Here is an 18,852-nt window from a genome sequence, read left to right as displayed (position 1 = left end):
TTCATTACGTCCAGTAACTCAGCAACGCCGTTCGTTGCTGGCGCATCCGCGATAACGGATGAGTTAACTGATAGAAGGATGATATCGATGAATAAGACTAAGATTGCTAAAACCCTGATTGCTGCCCTGGCTGGTTCTGCTCTGCTGAGCGGTGCGGCATTTGCAGATGAATCACTGTCGCAGAAAGCACAGCAAACCTCCGACAGCGCGGGTGCGAAGATCGATAGCTCTATGAAAAAAGTCGATGGTTATATGGATGACAGCGGCATCACGGCTAAAGCCAAAGCGGCGCTGGTGGATGATGACGCAATTAAAAGCACGGATATCTCCGTCAAAACGCACGATGGCGTGGTGACACTGAGCGGCTTCGTGGCTTCTCAGGATCAGGCTGAAAAAGCCGTCGCGCTGGTGCAGAAAGTCGAAGGTGTTAAATCCGTCAGCGACAAACTACACGTTAAAGACAGCAAAAATGCTTCTCTGAAAGGTTATGCGGGCGATACCGCAACCACCAGCGAAATTAAAGCTAAGCTTTTAGCAGATGATATCGTGCCATCACGCAACGTTAAGGTGGAAACCACCGACGGCGTGGTGCAGTTATCAGGGGAAGTGGCGAATCAGGCACAGTCCGATCGTGCTGAGAAGATCGCCAAAGCCATTGAAGGCGTGAAAAGCGTGAAGAATGACCTGAAGGTGAAATCTTAACGCGAGCGACTCGGCACCAGCAGGTGCCGTTTCGTAATAAAAACAAAGGTGTAAATAAGCAGTTCGATTTTCACAATGGTAAAGGAGAGGCTTATGTTTCGTTGGGGTATTATCTTTCTGGTCATCGCTCTGATTGCTGCGGCATTAGGTTTCGGCGGTCTGGCGGGTACGGCAGCATGGGCAGCTAAAATTGTCTTCATTGTCGGTATTATTCTGTTCCTCGTGAGCCTGTTTACCGGGCGCAAACGACCCTGACTACTTGCGTCTCAATAGACGCTAACCCGCGAGTCACCTAAAGCGGAGACCGGTCTTGTGCGGCATACTACGAATCCGCAACGATTGCAGAAGCAATTGGTCAGGGAACGACAATGACTGGTTCTCTGGGATGCTGCTTCGGCGACTCCCTCAGAGCAAGCAACACTGAGGGACATCCATTGGGCACACGTATACCGTTGACATTAGGTTCATTCGAACCGCTGGCTTTAACTCCTTTCAAATCAAATAAAATTGCCTTGGTGTGCGAAGGCGGCGGTCAGCGCGGCATCTTTACCGCAGGCGTGCTGGACGAATTTCAACGCGCAGGCTTCAATCCTTTTCAACTGTTACTCGGCACCTCGGCCGGGGCGCAAAACCTGTCGGCATTTGTCTGTGGCCAGCCTGGCTACGCGCGACGCGTGATCTCCCGTTACACCACCAGCAAACTGTTCTTTGATCCGCTACGATTCGTGCGCGGCGGGCACCTTATCGATCTCGATTGGCTGATCGATATTACCAAACAGGAATTCCCGCTGGCGCTCAACACCGCCGAAGGGCTGTTTGCCAAAGGCAGCGAATTCTATATGTGCGCCTGCCGCAGCGATGATTACCGCGCCGAGTACTTCAACCCGATCAGCACCAACTGGCACGACATCCTAAAAGCGTCCAGCGCGATCCCCGGTTTTTACCGCAGCGGCGTGCAGATGGATGGCGTGAGCTATCTTGACGGCGGCATCAGTGATGCCATTCCGGTACGAGAAGCTGCGCGCCGTGGCGCGGATACCATTGTGGTGATCCGCACCGTGCCGTCGCAGGTGTCCTACACGCCGAAGTGGTTTAAACGCATGGAGCGCTTTTTGTCCGACAGCGCATTGCAGCCGATGATCAACATCCTGCATCAGCATGAAGAGAGCTATCGCGAGATTCAGCAGTTCATCGAGCAGCCGCCGGATAATCTGCGCATCATCGAAATCTGTCCGCCGAAACCGCTGGCGAGCATGGCGCTTGGCAGCCGCTTGTCATCGCTGAATCAGGATTACCATTTAGGCCGACGCAGCGGGCGCTATTTCCTCGCCACGCTTGGTCAATGGTTGAGTGATGCTGAGCCGCTGGTGCGTTCAACCACGGTTACGCCGCCGGCAGCGGTGGCGAATGCGCCCGACAATCGCCCACTGATTACGCCCGCGCTGGCGGAAAACGATGCCGATTTTGATAAAGGTTCGCTGGCATGAAGTTTATCGACACGCATTGCCACTTCGATTTTCCGCCGTTCGTTGATGATGCGCACGCCAGCATTGCACGCGCTGCGCAGGCCGGGGTGGAACGCATCATTGTACCGAGCGTGGATGCCAGCCGTTTCGCGCTTGTGACGCAACTGGCTCAGCAGCATCCGGCGCTGTATGCCGCGCTGGGCCTGCATCCAATCAATATTGCTGAGCATCAGGAAGATGCGCACCTTGATGAATTAGCGCGCTGGCTGAAAAAGCCGGATAGCAAGCGTGTGGCGATCGGCGAGATCGGCCTCGATCTCTATATGGACGATGCGCAATTTGCCAAACAGACGCGGCTGCTCGATAAGCAGCTCAAGCTGGCGAAGCAGTATGATCTGCCAGTGATTCTGCACTCGCGCCGCACCCACGATCAATTAGCGCTGCATTTACGTCGTCACGATCTGCCGCGTCGCGGCGTGGTTCACGGTTTTGCGGGCAGCCAGCAGCAGGCGGAGCGCTTTATTCAGCTTGGCTATGCCATTGGCGTTGGCGGCACCATCACCTATGAACGCGCCAGTAAAACCCGCAACACCATCGCCAACCTGCCGCTCAAGGCGTTATTACTGGAAACCGACGCGCCCGATATGCCGCTGCACGGTTTTCAGGGCCAGCCCAATCGTCCGGAGCGGGCGCGCAACGTGTTTGACGTGCTGTGTCAGTTACGCAGCGAATCCCCTGAAGCGATCGCCGATGCGCTGTGGCATAACAGCCAGCAGCTGTTCGCCTTGCCTGCCTGATTCTCACCCGACAGATTCTGCATTTACGCTGCCTTACGCCTGATTAGCTACATTGATAAAGCTGAGAGTACACTTTTGCGTCCATTTTTGTGATAATAATAACAATGGCCATCACGGCGCATTCCCGCTTGGTTAGCAATTATTTGTGATAATCATCACTAAATGATTGTATTTAAATGACAGGTTTTCTTTTTCGTGTGACGTGAAGCGCAATTCATTGTCACGGTAGTTGTTAGAATTATCACATTCCCCGGTGGGTTGTGCCCGCCGATCTGAATTTTGGAGAGCATCATGACCGACCTGAAAGCAGCAGCACAGCGCGCATTGCAACTGATGGATTTAACCACCCTGAACGAAGACGACACCGACGAGAAGGTGATCGCGCTGTGCCGTCAGGCGAAATCCCCAGCCGGTAACACCGCTGCCATCTGCATCTATCCGCGTTTCATCCCGGCAGCGCGTAAAGCGCTGCGCGAGCAGGGCACGCCGGAAATCCGCATCGCCACCGTCACCAACTTCCCGCACGGCAACGATGACGTTGAGATCGCGCTGGCCGAAACTCGCGCGGCCATCGCCTACGGCGCTGACGAAGTGGATGTGGTGTTCCCGTATCGTGCGCTGATAGCCGGTAACCGTGATATCGGTTTCGAGCTGGTGAAAGCCTGTAAAGAAGCCTGCGCGGCGGCGAACGTGCTGCTGAAAGTGATCATCGAAAGCGGCGAGCTGAAAGACGAAGCGCTGATTCGTGCCGCTTCGGAAATCGCTATCGATGCGGGTGCCGATTTCATCAAAACCTCCACCGGTAAAGTGCCGGTCAACGCGACGCCAGAAGTGGCGGCGATCATGATGCAAGTGATCCGCGACAAAGGCGTGAAGCAGCAGGTTGGTTTCAAACCGGCGGGCGGCGTGCGCACTGCGGAAGACGCGGCGCTCTATCTGCAACTGGCGGACGACATTCTGGGTGAAGGCTGGGCGGATGCGCGTCATTTCCGCTTCGGTGCCTCCAGCCTGCTGGCAAGCCTGCTGAATACGCTGGGCCACGAAACCGCGACCAGCAAAGCCGGTTATTAAGTTCACATCATTCTTTGTAGGGTCGCCATTTATGGTGACCTCTTTTTTATTCCGGGAGGCCATTGTGTTCCTGCCACAAGAAATTATTCGTAAAAAACGCGACGGCCAGGCGCTGAGTGAAGCTGAGATTCGCTTCTTCATCAACGGCGTGCGCGACAACAGCGTTTCGGAAGGTCAAATTGCCGCATTGGCGATGACCATCTATTTCCATGATATGACGCTCGACGAGCGCGTGGCGCTGACTATGGCGATGCGCGACTCCGGCACGGTGCTGAACTGGAAATCGCTGAATCTCAACGGCCCGATTGTTGATAAACACTCCACCGGCGGCGTTGGCGATGTCACTTCGCTGATGCTCGGCCCAATGGTAGCGGCGTGCGGCGGTTATGTGCCGATGATCTCCGGGCGCGGCCTTGGCCACACTGGCGGTACGCTGGATAAACTTGAAGCGATTCCGGGCTTTGATATCTTCCCGAGCGACGATCGTTTCCGCCAGATCATTAAAGACGTCGGCATCGCGATCATTGGCCAGACCAACTCGCTGGCGCCGGCCGACAAACGTTTCTACGCCACGCGCGATATCACCGCCACCGTGGACTCCATTCCGCTGATCACCGCATCGATCCTCGCCAAAAAACTGGCGGAAGGATTGGATGCGCTGGTGATGGACGTGAAAGTGGGCTCCGGCGCCTTTATGCCGACCTTCGAAGCCTCAGAAAATCTGGCGCAGGCGATTGTTGGCGTCGCCAATGGCGCAGGTTGTAAAACCACCGCGCTGCTCACCGACATGAATCAGGTGCTGGCTTCCACCGCCGGTAATGCGCTGGAAGTGCGTGAAGCGGTGCAGTTCCTGACCGGCGAGGCGCGCAATCCGCGCCTGCTGGAAGTGACGATGGCGCTGTGCGCGGAAATGCTGGTCTCCGGCAAACTGGCTGAGAATGACGCCGATGCGCGCCAAAAGCTGCAGCAGGTGCTGGATAACGGCAAAGCCGCTGAAGTGTTTGCCCGCATGGTGGCGGCGCAAAAAGGTCCGGTGGATTTCATCGAGCGCATGGACAGCTATCTGCCAGCGCCAACCCTGAGCAAAGCGGTATACGCCGATGGCGCGGGTATCGTCAGCGCGATGGATACGCGTGCGCTCGGCATGGCGGTGGTTGCGCTCGGCGGGGGCCGCCAGCGCGCCAGCGACAGCATTGATTACAGCGTGGGCTTGAGCGACGTGACCACGCTCGGCACGCAAGTTGACCCACAGCGTCCGCTGGCAATTATCCACGCCGCGTCGGAAGCGCAGTGGCAGCAGGCCGCCGCCGCCGTTAAAGCAGCCATCACGCTGAGCGACACTGCGCCAGCGATCACGCCGGTAGTTTATCGTCGCATTAGCGAATAACTGGCGCTTCTTCGTGCCAGGCAGCGGCCGTTCGGGTATACTGATCTGATCGCTTTTTTTTGACTTGTCATCGCGCATTGCGCAGGAGACTTGCATGAAACGTGCTTTTATTATGGTTCTCGACTCCTTCGGGATCGGCTCCAGCAAAGACGCCGATAAATTCGGTGATGAAGGATCGGACACGCTCGGCCATATCGCCGAAGCCTGTTTCGAAGGCCGCGCCAATGAAGGTCGCGAAGGCCCGCTGCACTTACCTAACCTGACCAAACTGGGCCTCGGCAAAGCGGCTGAGCTCTCTACCGGTCGTTTCCCGCCAGGCCTCGATCCCAACGCGGAAATCATCGGGGCGTATGCTTACGCCAGCGAATTGTCGTCCGGTAAAGATACGCCGTCGGGCCACTGGGAAATCGCTGGCGTGCCGGTGCTGTTTGATTGGGGCTACTTCAGCGATAAAGAGAACAGCTTCCCGCAGGCGCTGCTGGATACTCTGGTGAAACGTGCCGATCTACCGGGATATCTCGGTAATTGTCACTCATCGGGCACGGTGATCCTCGACCAGCTCGGCGAAGAGCACATGAAAACCGGCAAGCCGATTTTCTACACCTCGGCGGATTCGGTTTTCCAGATTGCCTGCCATGAAGAGACCTTTGGCCTTGACCGTCTGTACGAACTGTGTGAAATCGCCCGTGAGGAGCTGACCAATGGTGGCTACAACATCGGTCGCGTGATTGCGCGTCCGTTCGTGGGCGACAAAGCGGGTAACTTCGAGCGTACCGGCAACCGTCATGATCTGGCGGTGGAGCCGCCTTCAGCGACCATGCTGAAAAAACTGGTTGATGAGAAGGGCGGTGAAGTGATTTCGGTGGGTAAAATTGCCGATATCTACGCCGAGCAGGGCATCACGCAGAAAGTCAAAGCCACCGGCTTAGACGCGCTGTTCAACGCTACCATCGAGCAGATGAAGAAAGCGCCAGATACTTCGATTGTGTTCACTAACTTCGTTGATTTTGACTCAACGTGGGGACATCGTCGCGATATCGCCGGTTATGCGGGCGGACTGGAGTTGTTCGATCGTCGTTTGCCAGAGCTGATGGAATTGGTGAAAGAGGGCGACATTCTGATCCTCACCGCCGATCACGGCTGCGATCCAAGCTGGAAAGGCACCGAGCACACGCGTGAGCACATTCCGATTCTGATCTACGGCCCGAATGTGAAGCCAGGATCGCTGGGATACCGCGATACCTTCGCGGATATCGGCCAGACCATCGCAAAATATTTTGGCCTGTCCAGCATGGACTACGGCAAGAGCATGCTGTAAAACAGCGCCCCAAATTTAATAAGGAAAATAACCATGGCAACGCCTCATATTAATGCAGAAATGGGTGATTTCGCGGACGTCGTGCTGATGCCAGGCGATCCGCTGCGCGCAAAGCACATTGCGGAAACCTTCCTCGAAGATGTGGTGGAAGTGAACAACGTGCGCGGCATGCTGGGTTACACCGGGACTTATAAAGGCCGCAAGATTTCGGTGATGGGTCACGGCATGGGCATTCCATCCTGCTCGATCTACACCAAAGAGCTGATCACCGATTTCGGCGTGAAGAAGATTATCCGTGTTGGTTCTTGCGGCGCAGTGCGCGCAGACGTGAAACTGCGTGACGTGGTGATTGGTATGGGTGCCTGCACCGATTCCAAAGTGAACCGCATGCGCTTCAAGGATCACGACTTCGCGGCGATTGCTGACTTCGACATGGTGCGTAACGCCGTTGATGCCGCGAAAGCGCTGGGCGTTGATGCGCGCGTGGGTAACATCTTCTCCGCCGATCTGTTCTATACGCCAGATCCGCAGATGTTCGACGTGATGGAGAAGTACGGCATTCTGGGTGTGGAGATGGAAGCGGCGGGTATTTACGGCGTGGCAGCAGAGTTTGGTGCGAAAGCGCTGACCATCTGTACCGTGTCGGACCACATCCGCACCCACGAGCAGACCACGGCGGCTGAGCGTCAGACCACCTTCAACGATATGATTAAGATCGCGCTGGAGTCAGTGCTGCTGGGCGATTGATTTTTTCCCTCACCCTAACCCTCTCCCGCACGCGGGAGAGGGGATTGATCGAGCTCACATATGGCAGCGTCTCCCTCTCCCCGGGGTGAGGGCACCATCCCGTAAACATCTGACACACTTTTACCCAGGCTTGTGCATCTTCGTGCTGGCTCTGAAACAATCTCTGCTTATCATTAGCGTGATAACAAAGAGATTAAGCCCACCTGATGAATTTCCGTAATTTCGAAGCAGAAGAAAAGCTGTTTGCCCGCCGTGCGATTGTCGCTTTTGCCCTGGTTGTCATCTGCTTTACCATTTTAGGCATCAACCTGTATCGCCTGCAGGTCGATCAGCACAGCTATTACCAGACGCGTTCCAACGAAAACGACATCAAAATGATCCCCATCGCGCCCACGCGTGGATTGATCTTCGATCGCAACGGCATTCCGCTGGTGCGCAACGTCAGCTGGTATGACATTCACATCACACCGTACAAAATCGACAATATGCAGGAAACGCTGAAAGAGCTGACGCCGATTGTCGATCTTACGCCGGAAGAGATTGAAACCTTCGAGCATGAACTCAAACAGAACAGCCGCTACAAGCCGGTTGAACTGAAAGCGGAACTGACTGACGAAGAAGTCGCGCGCTTCGCCGTCAATCAATTCCGCTTTAGCGGCGTCACCGTCGATACCTATCAGGACCGTGAATATCCTTACGGTGCCGACCTGGCGCACGTACTTGGCTATGTTTCGAAAATCAACGATAACGACTACAAACGCCTGAACGCAGAAGGCGTTGGCGAGAACTACGCGGCTGACCACAACATCGGTAAGCAGGGCATTGAAGGCTATTATGAATCGCTGCTGCACGGCAAAACCGGCTATCAGGAAGTGGAAGTGGATAACCACGGCCGCATCGTGCGCGTGCTAAAAGAGGTGCCGCCGGTGGCCGGTCAGAACATCACGCTGACGCTCGATCTGCATCTGCAGCAGTACGTCGAGAGCCAGCTAGCCGGGCAACGTGCGGCGGCGCTGATTGAAGATCCGCACGACGGCAGCGTGTTAGCGATGGTTTCCGCGCCGAGCTACGATCCCAATCCGTTCGTCAAAGGCATCAGCTACAAAGCCTATAAAGCCCTGCTGCAGGATAAAGACCTGCCGCTGATCAACCGCGTTACGCAAGGCTTGTATCCACCGGCGTCCACCGTGAAGCCTTATATGGCGATGTCGGCGCTGCTGACCAAAGTCATCACGCCGAGCTTTACCCTATTTGGCGCGCCGACCTGGACGCTGCCGGGCACCGATCGTAAATATCGCGACTGGAAAAAAACCGGTCACGGCATGCTGGACGTCACTAAAGCCATCGAAGAGTCGGCGGACAGCTTCTTCTATCAGGTGGCGTTTATGATGGGCATTGATCGCATCCACACCATGCTGAGCCAGTTTGGCTACGGCAAATCGACCGGCATCGATCTTAACGAAGAGTACGCTGGATTGCTGCCGAGCCGCGAATGGAAGCAGAAGGTGCACAAACACGTGTGGTATCAGGGCGATACCGTTTCAGTGGGCATTGGGCAAGGTTATTGGGTGGCGACGCCGATTCAGATGGTGAAAGCGATGGTGGCGCTTATCAACAACGGGCGTGTGATCAATCCCCATCTGCTGGAGAAATCACAACGCGGCAAGGAGGTGCAGCTCTACCAGGCAAAACTACCGCAGCCGCAGATTGGCGATGCTAAATCGCCGTATTGGTCGCTGGTGCGCCACGCCATGTTCGGTATGGCGAATGCGCCGAACGGCACCGGCTACAAATACTTTCACACCGCGCCGTACGGCATTGCGGCGAAATCCGGCACCTCGCAGGTATTCAGTCTGAAACAGAATCAGGTGTATAACGCCAAAATGACGCCGATGCGCCTGCGCGACCACATCTTCTACACCGCGTTTGCGCCGTTTAACGATCCCAAAGTGGCGGTGGCGTTGATACTGGAAAACGGCGGCAACGAAGGCGTCACGGCGGCGCCGCTGATGCGCAATATTCTCGACCACATTTTTATGCCGGAAGCCACACCGCCGCCGGTGGCGACGGCGGCGCACTAAACCATGCGGCCTTGGCAGGTTATTGTCATGCCGCCTGGTTTGTGGGGTCGCGGTGCATTGCGACCTGCAACGCATCACTCCTCTCGCAATGTCGCGGTAACATGCCCAATCGCGCGCACCACTTCGCTGGAACTGTCACGAATATCCGCCATCATGCCGCCAGCTTCTTTCGCCAACCCCACGCCCTGATCGGCGCGTTTCAGGTTGGAGGCGATACCTTTCAGCGCTTTCTCCGCCAGCGTATGGTTCTGCTGCACCATGTTCTCAATTTCGGTGGTGGCGCGGTTGATGTTGGCAGCCAGCGTGCGCACTTCATTGGCCACCACGGCAAAGCTGCGACCATGCTGACCGGCACGCGCCGCTTCCACCGCGGCGTTCAGCGCCAGCAGGTTGGTTTGATCGGCAATCCGGCGAATACTCTCAACAATGGCGCCAATGCGATCCGACGACTGACTCAGATCGTTGATATCACCAGAAATGCCGTGCAGCTCGCCCGCCAAATCATTCATGGTCTGCACGCTGTTCTCAATCACCGTGGCGCCAAGGCGCGTGCTTTCGCTGGTTTGCAGCGCGGTTTGATACGCCTGCTGCGCCGCGTCGCGCTCTTGCTGATTCTTCTCCACCTGCGCGGTGACATCGGTAGCGAACTTCACCACTTTGTACAGCTCGCCGGTTTCGTTAAACACCGGGTTGTAAGTGGCGCGCAGCCACACCGTTTGGCCGCGCTTATTCACGCGCTGGAACTGGCCGGAGATAAATTCGCCCTGATTCAGCTTGTGCCAGAAGCGGCGATATTCGTCGCTGTTGCGCATCTCCGGCGGGCAGAACTGGCTGTGATGCACGCCGATCACTTCTGACGCGTTATAGCCCATGGTTTTCAGGAAGTTGTCGTTGGTCATCAACACTTCGCCCTTGAGATTGAAGGCAATCACCGCCATCGAACGCTCAATCGCAGTGGTCATGGCGCGCTGCTCTTGCGCATCCATGATGCGCGCGGTGATATCGCTCGCCAGCTTGACGATTTTAATCACGCGGCCGCTGCGATCCTGCACCGGCACGTAATTCGCCTCCAGCCAGATAGGACGGCTGTGTTTTGCCACGCGCAGGAATTTATCGCTGAAGCCTTCGCCGCGATTCAGGCGTCGCCAGAAGTCGCGGTATTGCGGTGAGTTGAGCATATCGGCGGTGCAGAACATGCTGTGATGCTGACCAACAATCTCTTTGAGCGTGTAACCCATGCGCTCGAGAAACAGCTCATTGGCGGTAAGGATCTTACCTTCTGGGGTGAATTCGACCATGGCGATGGCATCTTGTAATGAACTGAGCGTTGCCTTGCTGTGACCGCGTTTTTGCCACGCAAGGCGTGACAGTATTCCTGATGTAATAGTGCTGAACATGGTGGACCTTATTATTGGTATCGGTTGTCAGCAAGGTTATCGGCACAAGCGACTAAAAATTCACCTATACCAGCGATAGGCGAATGAATTTTTACCGGTTGGTCTGAAGGTTGCTGTAAAAGGCATCAGTCAGCTGATTTTTGCCGAAAAGCGTTTGACGGTGCCGCGCGAGTAGGGTTTAATGCGCCCCGTTGCCCGGATAGCTCAGTCGGTAGAGCAGGGGATTGAAAATCCCCGTGTCCGTGGTTCGATTCCGCGTCCGGGCACCAACATTCTGAAAACCCAGCTTATGGCTGGGTTTTTGCTTTTCTGGGTTTCATCACTCTTCATACAACCTTGCGACGATTACGGCTCGATGCGGTGCTTGAGTCTCAGTATCTCAAAAGCAGGAAAGGTTGTTCTAAGCGGTTGGACGCTCGTTCCAAGCATCGGTGTACTGGATGTTGCCATCCACAATTCGCCACGTGATTTTTTCATACTGCAAACTGACGCTTTCCGTATGGTTTAGTTTGTCATTGCCTGCAAGCTTCACATTTGCCACGCCGCAGTTAACGCCGGTGACTTTCACGTATTCCATCAGCACTATGTAATAGCAAACCTCCTGGCCAGCATCGCTAATGTTATAGAAGCGAAGTTCAGCGCTTTTTAGCGTCTGCCCGGTGGCTGCTGCCTTGTACAGATAAGGCGTGGAGCTATCCACTTCTTTCTCAATCATCATTGATGAATGCTGGCGCGTACCGGTGATCCTACCGTTAGATCCGTCCACTGGCAGGTTGATGCCGTGGGTCATGCCGATAATTTCAATGCTGCCTTCACGGTCGTGAACATCGACAGATCCTCGAATATCTGCGCCACCATCATCTTTAAGCCACATATACGGAGGGATTGGCATTTTACTTGCTCCGTATTTTTTTGATCAACTTCATGGTTATTAAGTAAACAGCCGTGGTGATGGACACCACGATGACAACATCAATGTAGAAATAGGCGTCGTAGAGAGTTTCAATGTTGGATTCGCCGCTGATAAACACGGCAACCTTTCGTGCGAAATTCAGTGAGATGTAGGTTTCAGCGCCACCGAGCGATCTGCCCACAGCCAGCGTTATTAGTATGAAGAAAACGCATTTTGCGGCCCTACGGGCAAGTGTTTGAGCCATTGGCAACAACCTCAATTAATTCTCGGGCCATCAGCGAAGGCTTGCCTGGCACGGGCACCATTAATGTGTTCATAAACGCCTGGCGGATACGCGCATAATCGGAGTTGTGGGGGGATGGTGATGCAACCTTCTGACACGGTTCCTGGATGAAGCCGGAATAATTCGCGGCGCACGCCCTCATACCAGGTTTCGTCGTCAATGGCTGCATCCTCCCGATAGAGTGCAAACCATTCACTTCGGCCAAAAGCCACGCCTTTCGTGTACTTGTTCCAGGCGTCCTGTAATTCCGCCTTTCGCTTACCAAAGAAACCACCCGCGCCGCGGTCGACAACCCAGTATTTCCCGGGTGGCAATGGGCCGTCACCCGAAACTGCGCCGCATCCACCTCGATTTCGATAAGCGCCGTTACCAGAAAACGCCATGAAAACGCCGACGCCATAGATGTTTAATGGTGCGTAATCCGCGCCGTTCAGAATAAGTGTTCCATTCAATGCCATCGTTCCCTCATTAACCATGTAATAACCGTGGGTGATAGTAACAATGAATGGAATATAGTGCCAAAAATTGTTAGGGATTCTTATGGGTTGATCTAACGTTTTGAACTAATGTTTTTTTGAATGGCGTAGTTTTTATTTTTTTATTTAATATAAAACAGTTGGATATAAGTATTTATCTCTAAAATTTGTTTGATAAAATCAGCACTGCCAATTGAATTATTGATAAGCCTGTAAAAAGGTTAACTCCAGAAATCAGCCTTACCACAGCAGCTATGTCCAAATAAAGAATCGCTTGTCGCCCACAACAATCCTTCATAAATTCTTTCACACCCCAACAAAATTAACGTAGGCCGCAGAGATGAGTGAGTTCGTCGTAGAAGAGTGGAACAAAGAGGGTTATTTGATCAGCACGGACGAAAATAAACTGGACCTCGCCGCCATACACCGTTATCTCACCACTTCGACATGGGCAGCAGGCATTGATGAAGAGACGGTCAATGCTTCGATACAAAACAGTCTTAACTTTGGTCTTTACCATCAGGGCGAACAGATTGGCTTTGCGCGGTTAATCACGGATTACGCCACCTTCGCTTATCTGTGCGATGTTTACGTGCTCGACGCGTATCAGGGAAACGGCCTGGCACGCTGGTTGATGGCGTGCATTCATGCGCATCCGGTTTTTGCGCGGCTGCGCAGAATTACGCTGTTCACCAGCACGGCGCCGTGGCTGTATGAAAAGTTTGGCTATCAACCGGTTAACCAGCCGAATTACGCGTGGACGATTACCCGGCCTGAGATCTACAAAAACAAAGCGTGATAAATCTCACAGCGCCAGCTGAATCGCCTGCACCTCATCCTCCTGCTGCGCCGGCCGCGCGCAGCAGATCAGCACTTCATCATCCGCCACTTGCGCGCTCGGTGGCGTTGGGTAAGTCACCGCGCCTTGCAGCAGTTTGGTTTTACAGCTGCCGCAATGTCCGGCGCGACAGCTGTACGCTGGGCTCAGGCCACGCGCTTCAGCCAGCTCAAGCAGCGAACCGGTATCCGGCGTCCAACGCGCCTCTTTCAGTGAATCCATGAACTTCACCGGCACCGATTGGGTTGCTATCGGCAACAGCGGTTTTGCTTCTTTAACAATATCGTTGGTGCGCTGCAGCGACGATGGCCCAAAGGCTTCGGCGTGAATGCGATCGTCGGCGATATTCAAGGCGCGCAGCCCGTCGTACAGCGCCTGGGTAAATTGCGGCGGACCGCACAGATAGAAGTCGTAATCGTTAAACGGCAGCACCCGCGAGAGCAGCGCCATATCGATGCGGCCGGCAAAATCGTAATCAACATCCGGTTCTGCATCCGCCGTCTGGCTTAGCACGCGCACCAGTTTCACCGCGCCGTGCGCCGCCGCCAGCAACTGGTCGAGTTCGCGCACAAAAGGGCGCTCGGCTTTGCTGCGCGCCGACTGGAACAGAAACGTAGGGCGCAGGCGCTGTTTGCGCACTCCTTCGTATATCAGATGTCGCAGCATCGCCAGCATCGGCGTGATGCCCACGCCAGCGGCAAGCAGCACCGCCGGACGCGGTTCGCTGGCGTCGAGAGTAAAATCACCCGCCGGCGCACGCGCTTCCAGCGTATCTCCGGTGTGGAGATGATCGTGCAGGTAACGCGAAACCGCGCCATCGCGCTTGACGCTGATGCGGTAAAAATTCTCCGATGGCGCGACCGAAAGCGTGTAGGCGCGCATCAGCGGCTTATCCGTACCGGGCAACTGCAGGCGAATCGGCAGATGTTGACCGGCCAGATGCGGCAACAGACCCGCGCCATCATCCGGCACTAAATGAAACGAGCGGATCGTGGCGCTCTCATCCACCACCTTAATCACCTTGAACGGACGCCAGCGCGAAGCCAGATCTGCTGCACGCAGGCGTTCGGCGGCGGCTTGCCAGTCGCCGGTCATCAGCGAACTGGGTGCGACGCCATCCGGCGGCGTTAACCAGCGTAAGGCGAGGGCGGCACGACGACGCACGATACGGCGCGCACGAAACGTCCACAGCCGCTCGGCACCCTGAAAGGCGGCGATCTCGGGCGAGTCGAGAATCACTTCGGCATCGCCGCTCAGTTGCAGCGTGTCGCCGCTGGCGTAATCAACAAACAGCAATCCCGCTTTGCCATTCTGGTGAATGTTGCCCAGCGTGGAGAAAAACAGATTGCCGTTGAAGTCGGGAATGGTCAGCAGGCCATCTTCACTGACGCGCACGAAACCCGGTTTACCACCGCGATGCGAGGCATCAACCTGGCGTTCGGCATAGCTGGCGACGTAAAAGGTATCCGCCGCGCCGATGCTGGCGCGCGCGGCATCATCCAGCGCGCTCAGGGTTTCCACCTCACCGCGATAAGGTTCGGCGGGAGGATGTGCAAAGTGAAAGTCACGCAGCTGGATATAGCGCGGGCAGTTGCCAAAACTCTGTTCCACCTGCACGCGAAAACCAGCGCCAATCGCCTGCAGCACGCCGTTCATGCGGTTACGTCGCCGCGTATGCAGTTCGATGCCCAGCAGCCCAATCGGCGCGCCATCCTGCATGCCCGCCGCCGCGGGATCGCCTTGATGCGGACGCGCCTCGATATCCAGCGTGGTGGCATTCGGCGAGAAGATAAAACCGGGTTGGCCTTCCAGCAGCGTGGCCCACGCATCGCCGTGCGCATCCACGCTGCCCGCCACAATAAACGGCAGCTGCGCGTAGAAGTCGCGGTGTTGATCGGGCATGTGATCGCGGATCACGCGCTGGCCGACGTCCGCCATGCGCTCCGCCACACCCGCCTGTTGCTGAAGCGCAATTTCACCCTGATGCCAAACCGGTAGTTTCTTGCTCATGATGGTGGACTCAGGCGATGCTGCGCAGGCCAGCCGCAGTTTGAGGGAAGGGCACAAAGCCCGGCAGCGCTTCGATGCGACGCAACAGCGCGTTCACCGCCGGATAGCCGGAGAGATCGACATTGCCTTCTGGCGCACCCACGATATAGCTGTACTGCGCAACGTCGGCAATAGTCGGGCGATCGCCAACCAGCCATTCACGGCCTTCAAGATGCTGCTCAATGCGTGACAGCACCAGATGCGCGCGGGCAATCACCTCTTCAGGATTGAACGGGCGGCCAAACACGGTAATCAAACGCGCCGCGGCTGGACCAAAGGCGATATCACCGGCTGCCACGGTGAGCCAGCGCTGTACCGCCGCCGCGCCCTGCGCATCTTCCGGCAACCATTCGCTGCGACCGCTTTTCTTCGCCAGATAGACCAGAATGGCGTTGGAATCGGCAATAAACACGCCGTCATCTTCCAGCACCGGCACCTGACCAAACGGATTCATGGCGAGGAATTCCGGCGTTTTGTTTTCGCCAGATTTGAGATCAACATCGATGACTTCATGCGGTAAATCCAGCAGCGACAGGAACAGACGTGCGCGGTGAGCATGACCAGAAAGCGGGAAGTGATAGAGTTTCATGTTGCGGTTCCTTAGGTGTTGCTCGGGATAATCCCGAGCCTTGCCATAAGGTTCGCACAGACAATTTAGCGGCAGAATAGCCGGGTTAGCGAAGTCATTGTTGCGAAAAATGGAAGAATCGTGCCGGAGCTACTTCTTAGCTTCCACGCCTGGCGTAGCGGAGCGAATCAAATACTGTTCGGTCACGTCCGGCAAATGCGTCAAGGTCCAGTCGGCCATGGCGATTTCCTGCTCGCGGATGCGCGAGAAGATATCGGCACTTTCGTGATCGTTGAGATGCTGCGCCGCCGCAATCAGTGAGGTGTAGCTGGCAATCTCAAGGTGCTCAAACACGTGGCCGCTGATCGCGCCTTTCACCACTTCATCTTCCACCATCACGCCGCCAATCGACTGACCGAAAGCGGAGATTTTGCCGGCGAGATCTTTCAATACCGATTGAGAAGTGGAGTAGCGATCGATCACGCTCTGCACCAGCGTCTGATGTTCACGGGTCTCAACAATATGCTGTTCGATACGCAGTTTAAGGTCGGGATAGTGTTCAAGGCGCGAGGCCATTTTTTCCAGCATGCTTTCAGCCTGTTTTTCCATGGCATGGGCATCTTTTACCCAATCGAGAAAGTGCTCTTCGCTGTTGTGGCTCATAATATTTTCCTGACAAATAAATAAAAGGAGATTGCGGCTGTTGCCGAATTACCGGCCGTTATGCGGGAGATTTATCGACGACTCGACGGCTTTTTTTACCGCCTTTTCGTCCCGCTTCAATCGCACGCTCTGGATTATTACGAAAATTGCCGCCGCTTAATTGGCCGCCTTTTTTACCCGCTTCGCGGGCTCTTTCCGGGTCCATGGCAAAATTGCCAGAACCGCCACGTGGTGTTGTCATAATGAATACCTCAGATAAAGGGGATAACGCATATTTCATTTGCTACTTAAGGTTAGCCCTAAAAGCCAAACGTACAACCAATTGCAATTAGGAATTATCCTAAGATGGTTGAAATCGTTAAGTTATTTTACATACTTAAAATAATTTGATTTGGCAAAAAAGATAATTAAAGCTTCGCGATTAATGGGTGAGAGAAAATAATTGACCGCTGCGCTTATAACTTTTTTCTCTTCCAACGTGATGAAATAAATTAACATTCCTGATGCTTTTATTTATTTCTCAAACAGAGAGTGGCGACCAGATCATTAGCCATAATCTTAAAAGGGGTTTAATAAATATAAATGCTAATAAAAAAGGGATTATTTTAAGCGAAGCGCACTATTTCTGCTTTTTAACCATAAATAGTGCGTTGGGATTATTTTACCAGCACCTGCGCACCGGCGTTTTTCTCCAGTCGCATTACGTCAAACAGCGACAGCAGCACCAACAGCGCCACACCGGCGAAGGCGATATGAATATCGCTTTGCGCAATTTCGCTATGCTCCTGCCACAACATGGATGCGCGCAGGAACAGCGCCGCCAGCGCAATACCCGCGCTCATGCTGAACTGGAAGAAGATGCTGAACACCACCGAGGCATCGCTCATCTTGTTTTGCGGCACATCGGCGAAGCCCAGGCTGTTGTAGCAGCTGAACTGCAGCGAGCGCGACAGCCCGCCAACAAACAGAATCGCGGCAATCGCGAAGTAGCCCAGCGACGGATTGAGCAGCAAGCAGCCGAGCATCGCTGCAAGGCTGATCATGCCATTGAACATCAGCACGCGACGAAAGCCCCAGCGCTTCATCAACCAGGTTGTCGCTGGCTTCATCGCCAGGTTTCCGGCAAATACCCACAGCACCATCGCACCGGCCTGCGCCGCGCTCCAGCCAAAGCCAAGCTGAAACAGCAACGGCAGCAAATAGGGCACCGCGTTGATCGAGGCGCGGAACAACGAGCCGCCAATCACCGCATTACGGAAGGTGGCAATTTTCATCGCGCTAAACGGCAGCAGCGGCTGCGCATCGCGGAAGCTGTGGCGATACGCCAGCCAGCTGCACAGCATGCCCAGCAGCAGCAACGGAATGCCAAAACTGAGATGCATCTGTCCCAGCGCTTCCAGCGCGATAATTAATGAGGTGCAGGCGGTGGCGGTAAGCACAAAGCCGCGCACATCAAACGGCCGCCGCTGTTCGCTTTTAAACTGCGGCACCAGATAAGCGGTGGCGATAATGGCGAGGATGCCGAGCGGAATATTGAGCCAGAAAATCCACGGCCAATGCCCGTAAGTAACAATCAATCCGCCCAGCGGCGGGCCAAGCACCGGCGCAATCAAACCCGGCCAGGTAATAAAGGCGATGGTCTTCACCATGTCCTTTTTCTCCGTGACGCGCAGCACTACCATGCGACCGACCGGCACCATCATCGCGCCGCCAATCCCTTGCAGAATGCGACTCAGCGTGAACGTCGGCAGCGTGTCGCTCAAGCCGCAAAGGATCGAGGCGAGGGTGAAAATCAGGATGGCGCTGGCGAATATCGTGCGCGCGCCAAAGCGCTCCGCCAGCCAGCCGCTCATCGGAATGAACACCGCCACCGCCAGTAAATACGCGCTGACGCCAATGTTCAGCGCTACCGGGCTGGAGGCGAAGTCGCGCGCCATCTGCGGAATCGCGGTGGTGATCACCGTGGCATCGAGGTTTTCCATAAAGAAGGTCACGGCAACCAACAACGCTAACAGCAGGGTGCGATGGGAATTCGGTCGGGCTTCTCTGCCTGAGTCGATCATGCGAGGTCCTGCGAAAACAGAAGGATGCAAAGA

The 18,852-nt window shown here is 55.1% G+C and carries 18 protein-coding genes, 1 tRNA gene and 1 pseudogene; 11 read left to right on the top strand and 9 right to left on the bottom strand.

The genetic code is table 11. The annotated features are described in order from the left end of the window. The first annotated feature begins 87 nt into the window (after positions 1-87). The 9 genes from osmY to mrdA all read left to right on the top strand — a co-directional run bounded on the left by osmY (position 88) and on the right by mrdA (position 9,569). Positions 88-702, top strand: coding sequence for a molecular chaperone OsmY (gene osmY, locus ACYAC5_RS16240; RefSeq protein WP_101761824.1), 615 nt, complete (start codon positions 88-90; stop codon positions 700-702). A 93-nt stretch (positions 703-795) separates the two neighbouring features. After that, positions 796-957, top strand: coding sequence for a DUF1328 domain-containing protein (locus ACYAC5_RS16235; protein WP_007893192.1), 162 nt, complete (start codon positions 796-798; stop codon positions 955-957). Between the two features lie 179 nt (positions 958-1,136). After that, the gene (locus tag ACYAC5_RS16230; RefSeq protein WP_110867276.1) at positions 1,137-2,189 is read left to right on the top strand and encodes a patatin-like phospholipase family protein; all 1,053 of its coding nucleotides are present in this window, start codon (positions 1,137-1,139) and stop codon (positions 2,187-2,189) included. Further along, positions 2,186-2,965 (top strand): TatD family hydrolase, encoded by a 780-nt coding sequence (locus ACYAC5_RS16225; RefSeq protein ID WP_192412101.1) that lies wholly within the window; start codon positions 2,186-2,188, stop codon positions 2,963-2,965. Before ACYAC5_RS16230 ends, ACYAC5_RS16225 begins: the two co-directional genes overlap by 4 nt. A 291-nt stretch (positions 2,966-3,256) precedes the next feature. Continuing rightward, positions 3,257-4,036 carry a deoxyribose-phosphate aldolase gene (gene deoC / locus ACYAC5_RS16220; protein WP_192412100.1) on the top strand — a complete coding sequence of 260 codons (780 nt, stop codon included), beginning with the start codon at positions 3,257-3,259 and terminating at the stop codon, positions 4,034-4,036. A gap of 64 nt (positions 4,037-4,100) precedes the next feature. After that, on the top strand, positions 4,101-5,423 hold the full coding sequence (gene deoA, locus ACYAC5_RS16215) for a thymidine phosphorylase (RefSeq protein WP_192412099.1): 1,323 nt from the start codon (positions 4,101-4,103) through the stop codon (positions 5,421-5,423). Positions 5,424-5,517: 94 nt separating this feature from the next. Next, positions 5,518-6,741: a phosphopentomutase gene (deoB, locus tag ACYAC5_RS16210; protein ID WP_101761829.1), complete on the top strand. Its 1,224-nt coding sequence runs from the start codon at positions 5,518-5,520 to the stop codon at positions 6,739-6,741. 33 nt (positions 6,742-6,774) lie between these two features. Continuing rightward, the gene (gene deoD, locus ACYAC5_RS16205; protein ID WP_008103284.1) at positions 6,775-7,488 is read left to right on the top strand and encodes a purine-nucleoside phosphorylase; all 714 of its coding nucleotides are present in this window, start codon (positions 6,775-6,777) and stop codon (positions 7,486-7,488) included. 206 nt (positions 7,489-7,694) lie between these two features. Further along, positions 7,695-9,569: a penicillin-binding protein 2 gene (mrdA, locus tag ACYAC5_RS16200; protein ID WP_192412098.1), complete on the top strand. Its 1,875-nt coding sequence runs from the start codon at positions 7,695-7,697 to the stop codon at positions 9,567-9,569. Between the two features lie 74 nt (positions 9,570-9,643). On the opposite strand, the gene ACYAC5_RS16195 is transcribed toward mrdA, so the two are convergent. Beyond that, the gene (locus ACYAC5_RS16195; RefSeq protein WP_110867273.1) at positions 9,644-10,966 is read right to left on the bottom strand and encodes a methyl-accepting chemotaxis protein; all 1,323 of its coding nucleotides are present in this window, start codon (positions 10,964-10,966) and stop codon (positions 9,644-9,646) included. Positions 10,967-11,159: 193 nt separating this feature from the next. Between ACYAC5_RS16195 and ACYAC5_RS16190 the strand changes: the two genes are divergently transcribed. Then, positions 11,160-11,235: transfer RNA gene (locus ACYAC5_RS16190), tRNA-Phe, on the top strand. A gap of 131 nt (positions 11,236-11,366) precedes the next feature. Here the strand turns inward: ACYAC5_RS16190 and ACYAC5_RS16185 are convergent. The 3 genes and pseudogenes from ACYAC5_RS16185 to ACYAC5_RS16175 form a co-directional block, all read right to left on the bottom strand. Beyond that, positions 11,367-11,858 carry an Hcp family type VI secretion system effector gene (locus ACYAC5_RS16185; RefSeq protein ID WP_192412097.1) on the bottom strand — a complete coding sequence of 164 codons (492 nt, stop codon included), beginning with the start codon at positions 11,856-11,858 and terminating at the stop codon, positions 11,367-11,369. A 1-nt stretch (position 11,859) separates the two neighbouring features. Continuing rightward, complete coding sequence (locus ACYAC5_RS16180) at positions 11,860-12,123, bottom strand: hypothetical protein (RefSeq protein ID WP_192412096.1); 264 nt, start codon at positions 12,121-12,123, stop codon at positions 11,860-11,862. Further along, a pseudogene (locus ACYAC5_RS16175) lies at positions 12,101-12,620 on the bottom strand (DUF2778 domain-containing protein). Before ACYAC5_RS16175 ends, ACYAC5_RS16180 begins: the two are co-directional and overlap by 23 nt. Positions 12,621-12,978: 358 nt before the next feature. Between ACYAC5_RS16175 and ACYAC5_RS16170 the strand changes: the two are divergent. Continuing rightward, complete coding sequence (locus ACYAC5_RS16170) at positions 12,979-13,437, top strand: GNAT family N-acetyltransferase (protein ID WP_192412095.1); 459 nt, start codon at positions 12,979-12,981, stop codon at positions 13,435-13,437. 6 nt (positions 13,438-13,443) lie between these two features. On the opposite strand, the gene ACYAC5_RS16165 is transcribed toward ACYAC5_RS16170, so the two are convergent. The 5 genes from ACYAC5_RS16165 to ACYAC5_RS16145 all read right to left on the bottom strand — a co-directional run bounded on the left by ACYAC5_RS16165 (position 13,444) and on the right by ACYAC5_RS16145 (position 18,819). Then, complete coding sequence (locus ACYAC5_RS16165; protein ID WP_192412094.1) at positions 13,444-15,486, bottom strand: 2Fe-2S iron-sulfur cluster-binding protein; 2,043 nt, start codon at positions 15,484-15,486, stop codon at positions 13,444-13,446. A 10-nt stretch (positions 15,487-15,496) separates the two neighbouring features. After that, positions 15,497-16,114, bottom strand: coding sequence for a glutathione S-transferase family protein (locus ACYAC5_RS16160; protein WP_192236345.1), 618 nt, complete (start codon positions 16,112-16,114; stop codon positions 15,497-15,499). A gap of 129 nt (positions 16,115-16,243) precedes the next feature. Beyond that, positions 16,244-16,756 carry a ferritin-like domain-containing protein gene (locus tag ACYAC5_RS16155; protein ID WP_137386456.1) on the bottom strand — a complete coding sequence of 171 codons (513 nt, stop codon included), beginning with the start codon at positions 16,754-16,756 and terminating at the stop codon, positions 16,244-16,246. Positions 16,757-16,814: 58 nt separating this feature from the next. Next, positions 16,815-16,997 carry a con-10 family general stress protein gene (locus ACYAC5_RS16150; protein ID WP_110867269.1) on the bottom strand — a complete coding sequence of 61 codons (183 nt, stop codon included), beginning with the start codon at positions 16,995-16,997 and terminating at the stop codon, positions 16,815-16,817. Positions 16,998-17,412: 415 nt separating this feature from the next. Then, positions 17,413-18,819: an MFS transporter gene (locus ACYAC5_RS16145; protein WP_192412093.1), complete on the bottom strand. Its 1,407-nt coding sequence runs from the start codon at positions 18,817-18,819 to the stop codon at positions 17,413-17,415. Positions 18,820-18,852 lie beyond the last annotated feature (33 nt).

The sequence above is a fragment of the Pantoea sp. y20 genome (assembly GCF_054903455.1).
This window is presented reverse-complemented; position numbering and strand designations above follow the sequence as displayed.

Bases quoted from the DNA above. Each gene is read 5' to 3' on its own strand.
- osmY (WP_101761824.1), top strand. From the start codon at position 88: ATGAATAAGACTAAGATTGCTAAAACCCTGATTGCTGCCCTGGCTGGT.
- ACYAC5_RS16235 (WP_007893192.1), top strand. From the start codon at position 796: ATGTTTCGTTGGGGTATTATCTTTCTGGTCATCGCTCTGATTGCTGCG.
- ACYAC5_RS16225 (WP_192412101.1), top strand. From the start codon at position 2,186: ATGAAGTTTATCGACACGCATTGCCACTTCGATTTTCCGCCGTTCGTT.
- deoC (WP_192412100.1), top strand. From the start codon at position 3,257: ATGACCGACCTGAAAGCAGCAGCACAGCGCGCATTGCAACTGATGGAT.
- deoB (WP_101761829.1), top strand. From the start codon at position 5,518: ATGAAACGTGCTTTTATTATGGTTCTCGACTCCTTCGGGATCGGCTCC.
- deoD (WP_008103284.1), top strand. From the start codon at position 6,775: ATGGCAACGCCTCATATTAATGCAGAAATGGGTGATTTCGCGGACGTC.
- mrdA (WP_192412098.1), top strand. From the start codon at position 7,695: ATGAATTTCCGTAATTTCGAAGCAGAAGAAAAGCTGTTTGCCCGCCGT.
- ACYAC5_RS16195 (WP_110867273.1), bottom strand. From the start codon at position 10,966: ATGTTCAGCACTATTACATCAGGAATACTGTCACGCCTTGCGTGGCAA.
- ACYAC5_RS16185 (WP_192412097.1), bottom strand. From the start codon at position 11,858: ATGCCAATCCCTCCGTATATGTGGCTTAAAGATGATGGTGGCGCAGAT.
- ACYAC5_RS16180 (WP_192412096.1), bottom strand. From the start codon at position 12,123: ATGGCTCAAACACTTGCCCGTAGGGCCGCAAAATGCGTTTTCTTCATA.
- ACYAC5_RS16170 (WP_192412095.1), top strand. From the start codon at position 12,979: ATGAGTGAGTTCGTCGTAGAAGAGTGGAACAAAGAGGGTTATTTGATC.
- ACYAC5_RS16165 (WP_192412094.1), bottom strand. From the start codon at position 15,486: ATGAGCAAGAAACTACCGGTTTGGCATCAGGGTGAAATTGCGCTTCAG.
- ACYAC5_RS16160 (WP_192236345.1), bottom strand. From the start codon at position 16,114: ATGAAACTCTATCACTTCCCGCTTTCTGGTCATGCTCACCGCGCACGT.
- ACYAC5_RS16155 (WP_137386456.1), bottom strand. From the start codon at position 16,756: ATGAGCCACAACAGCGAAGAGCACTTTCTCGATTGGGTAAAAGATGCC.
- ACYAC5_RS16150 (WP_110867269.1), bottom strand. From the start codon at position 16,997: ATGACAACACCACGTGGCGGTTCTGGCAATTTTGCCATGGACCCGGAA.
- ACYAC5_RS16145 (WP_192412093.1), bottom strand. From the start codon at position 18,819: ATGATCGACTCAGGCAGAGAAGCCCGACCGAATTCCCATCGCACCCTG.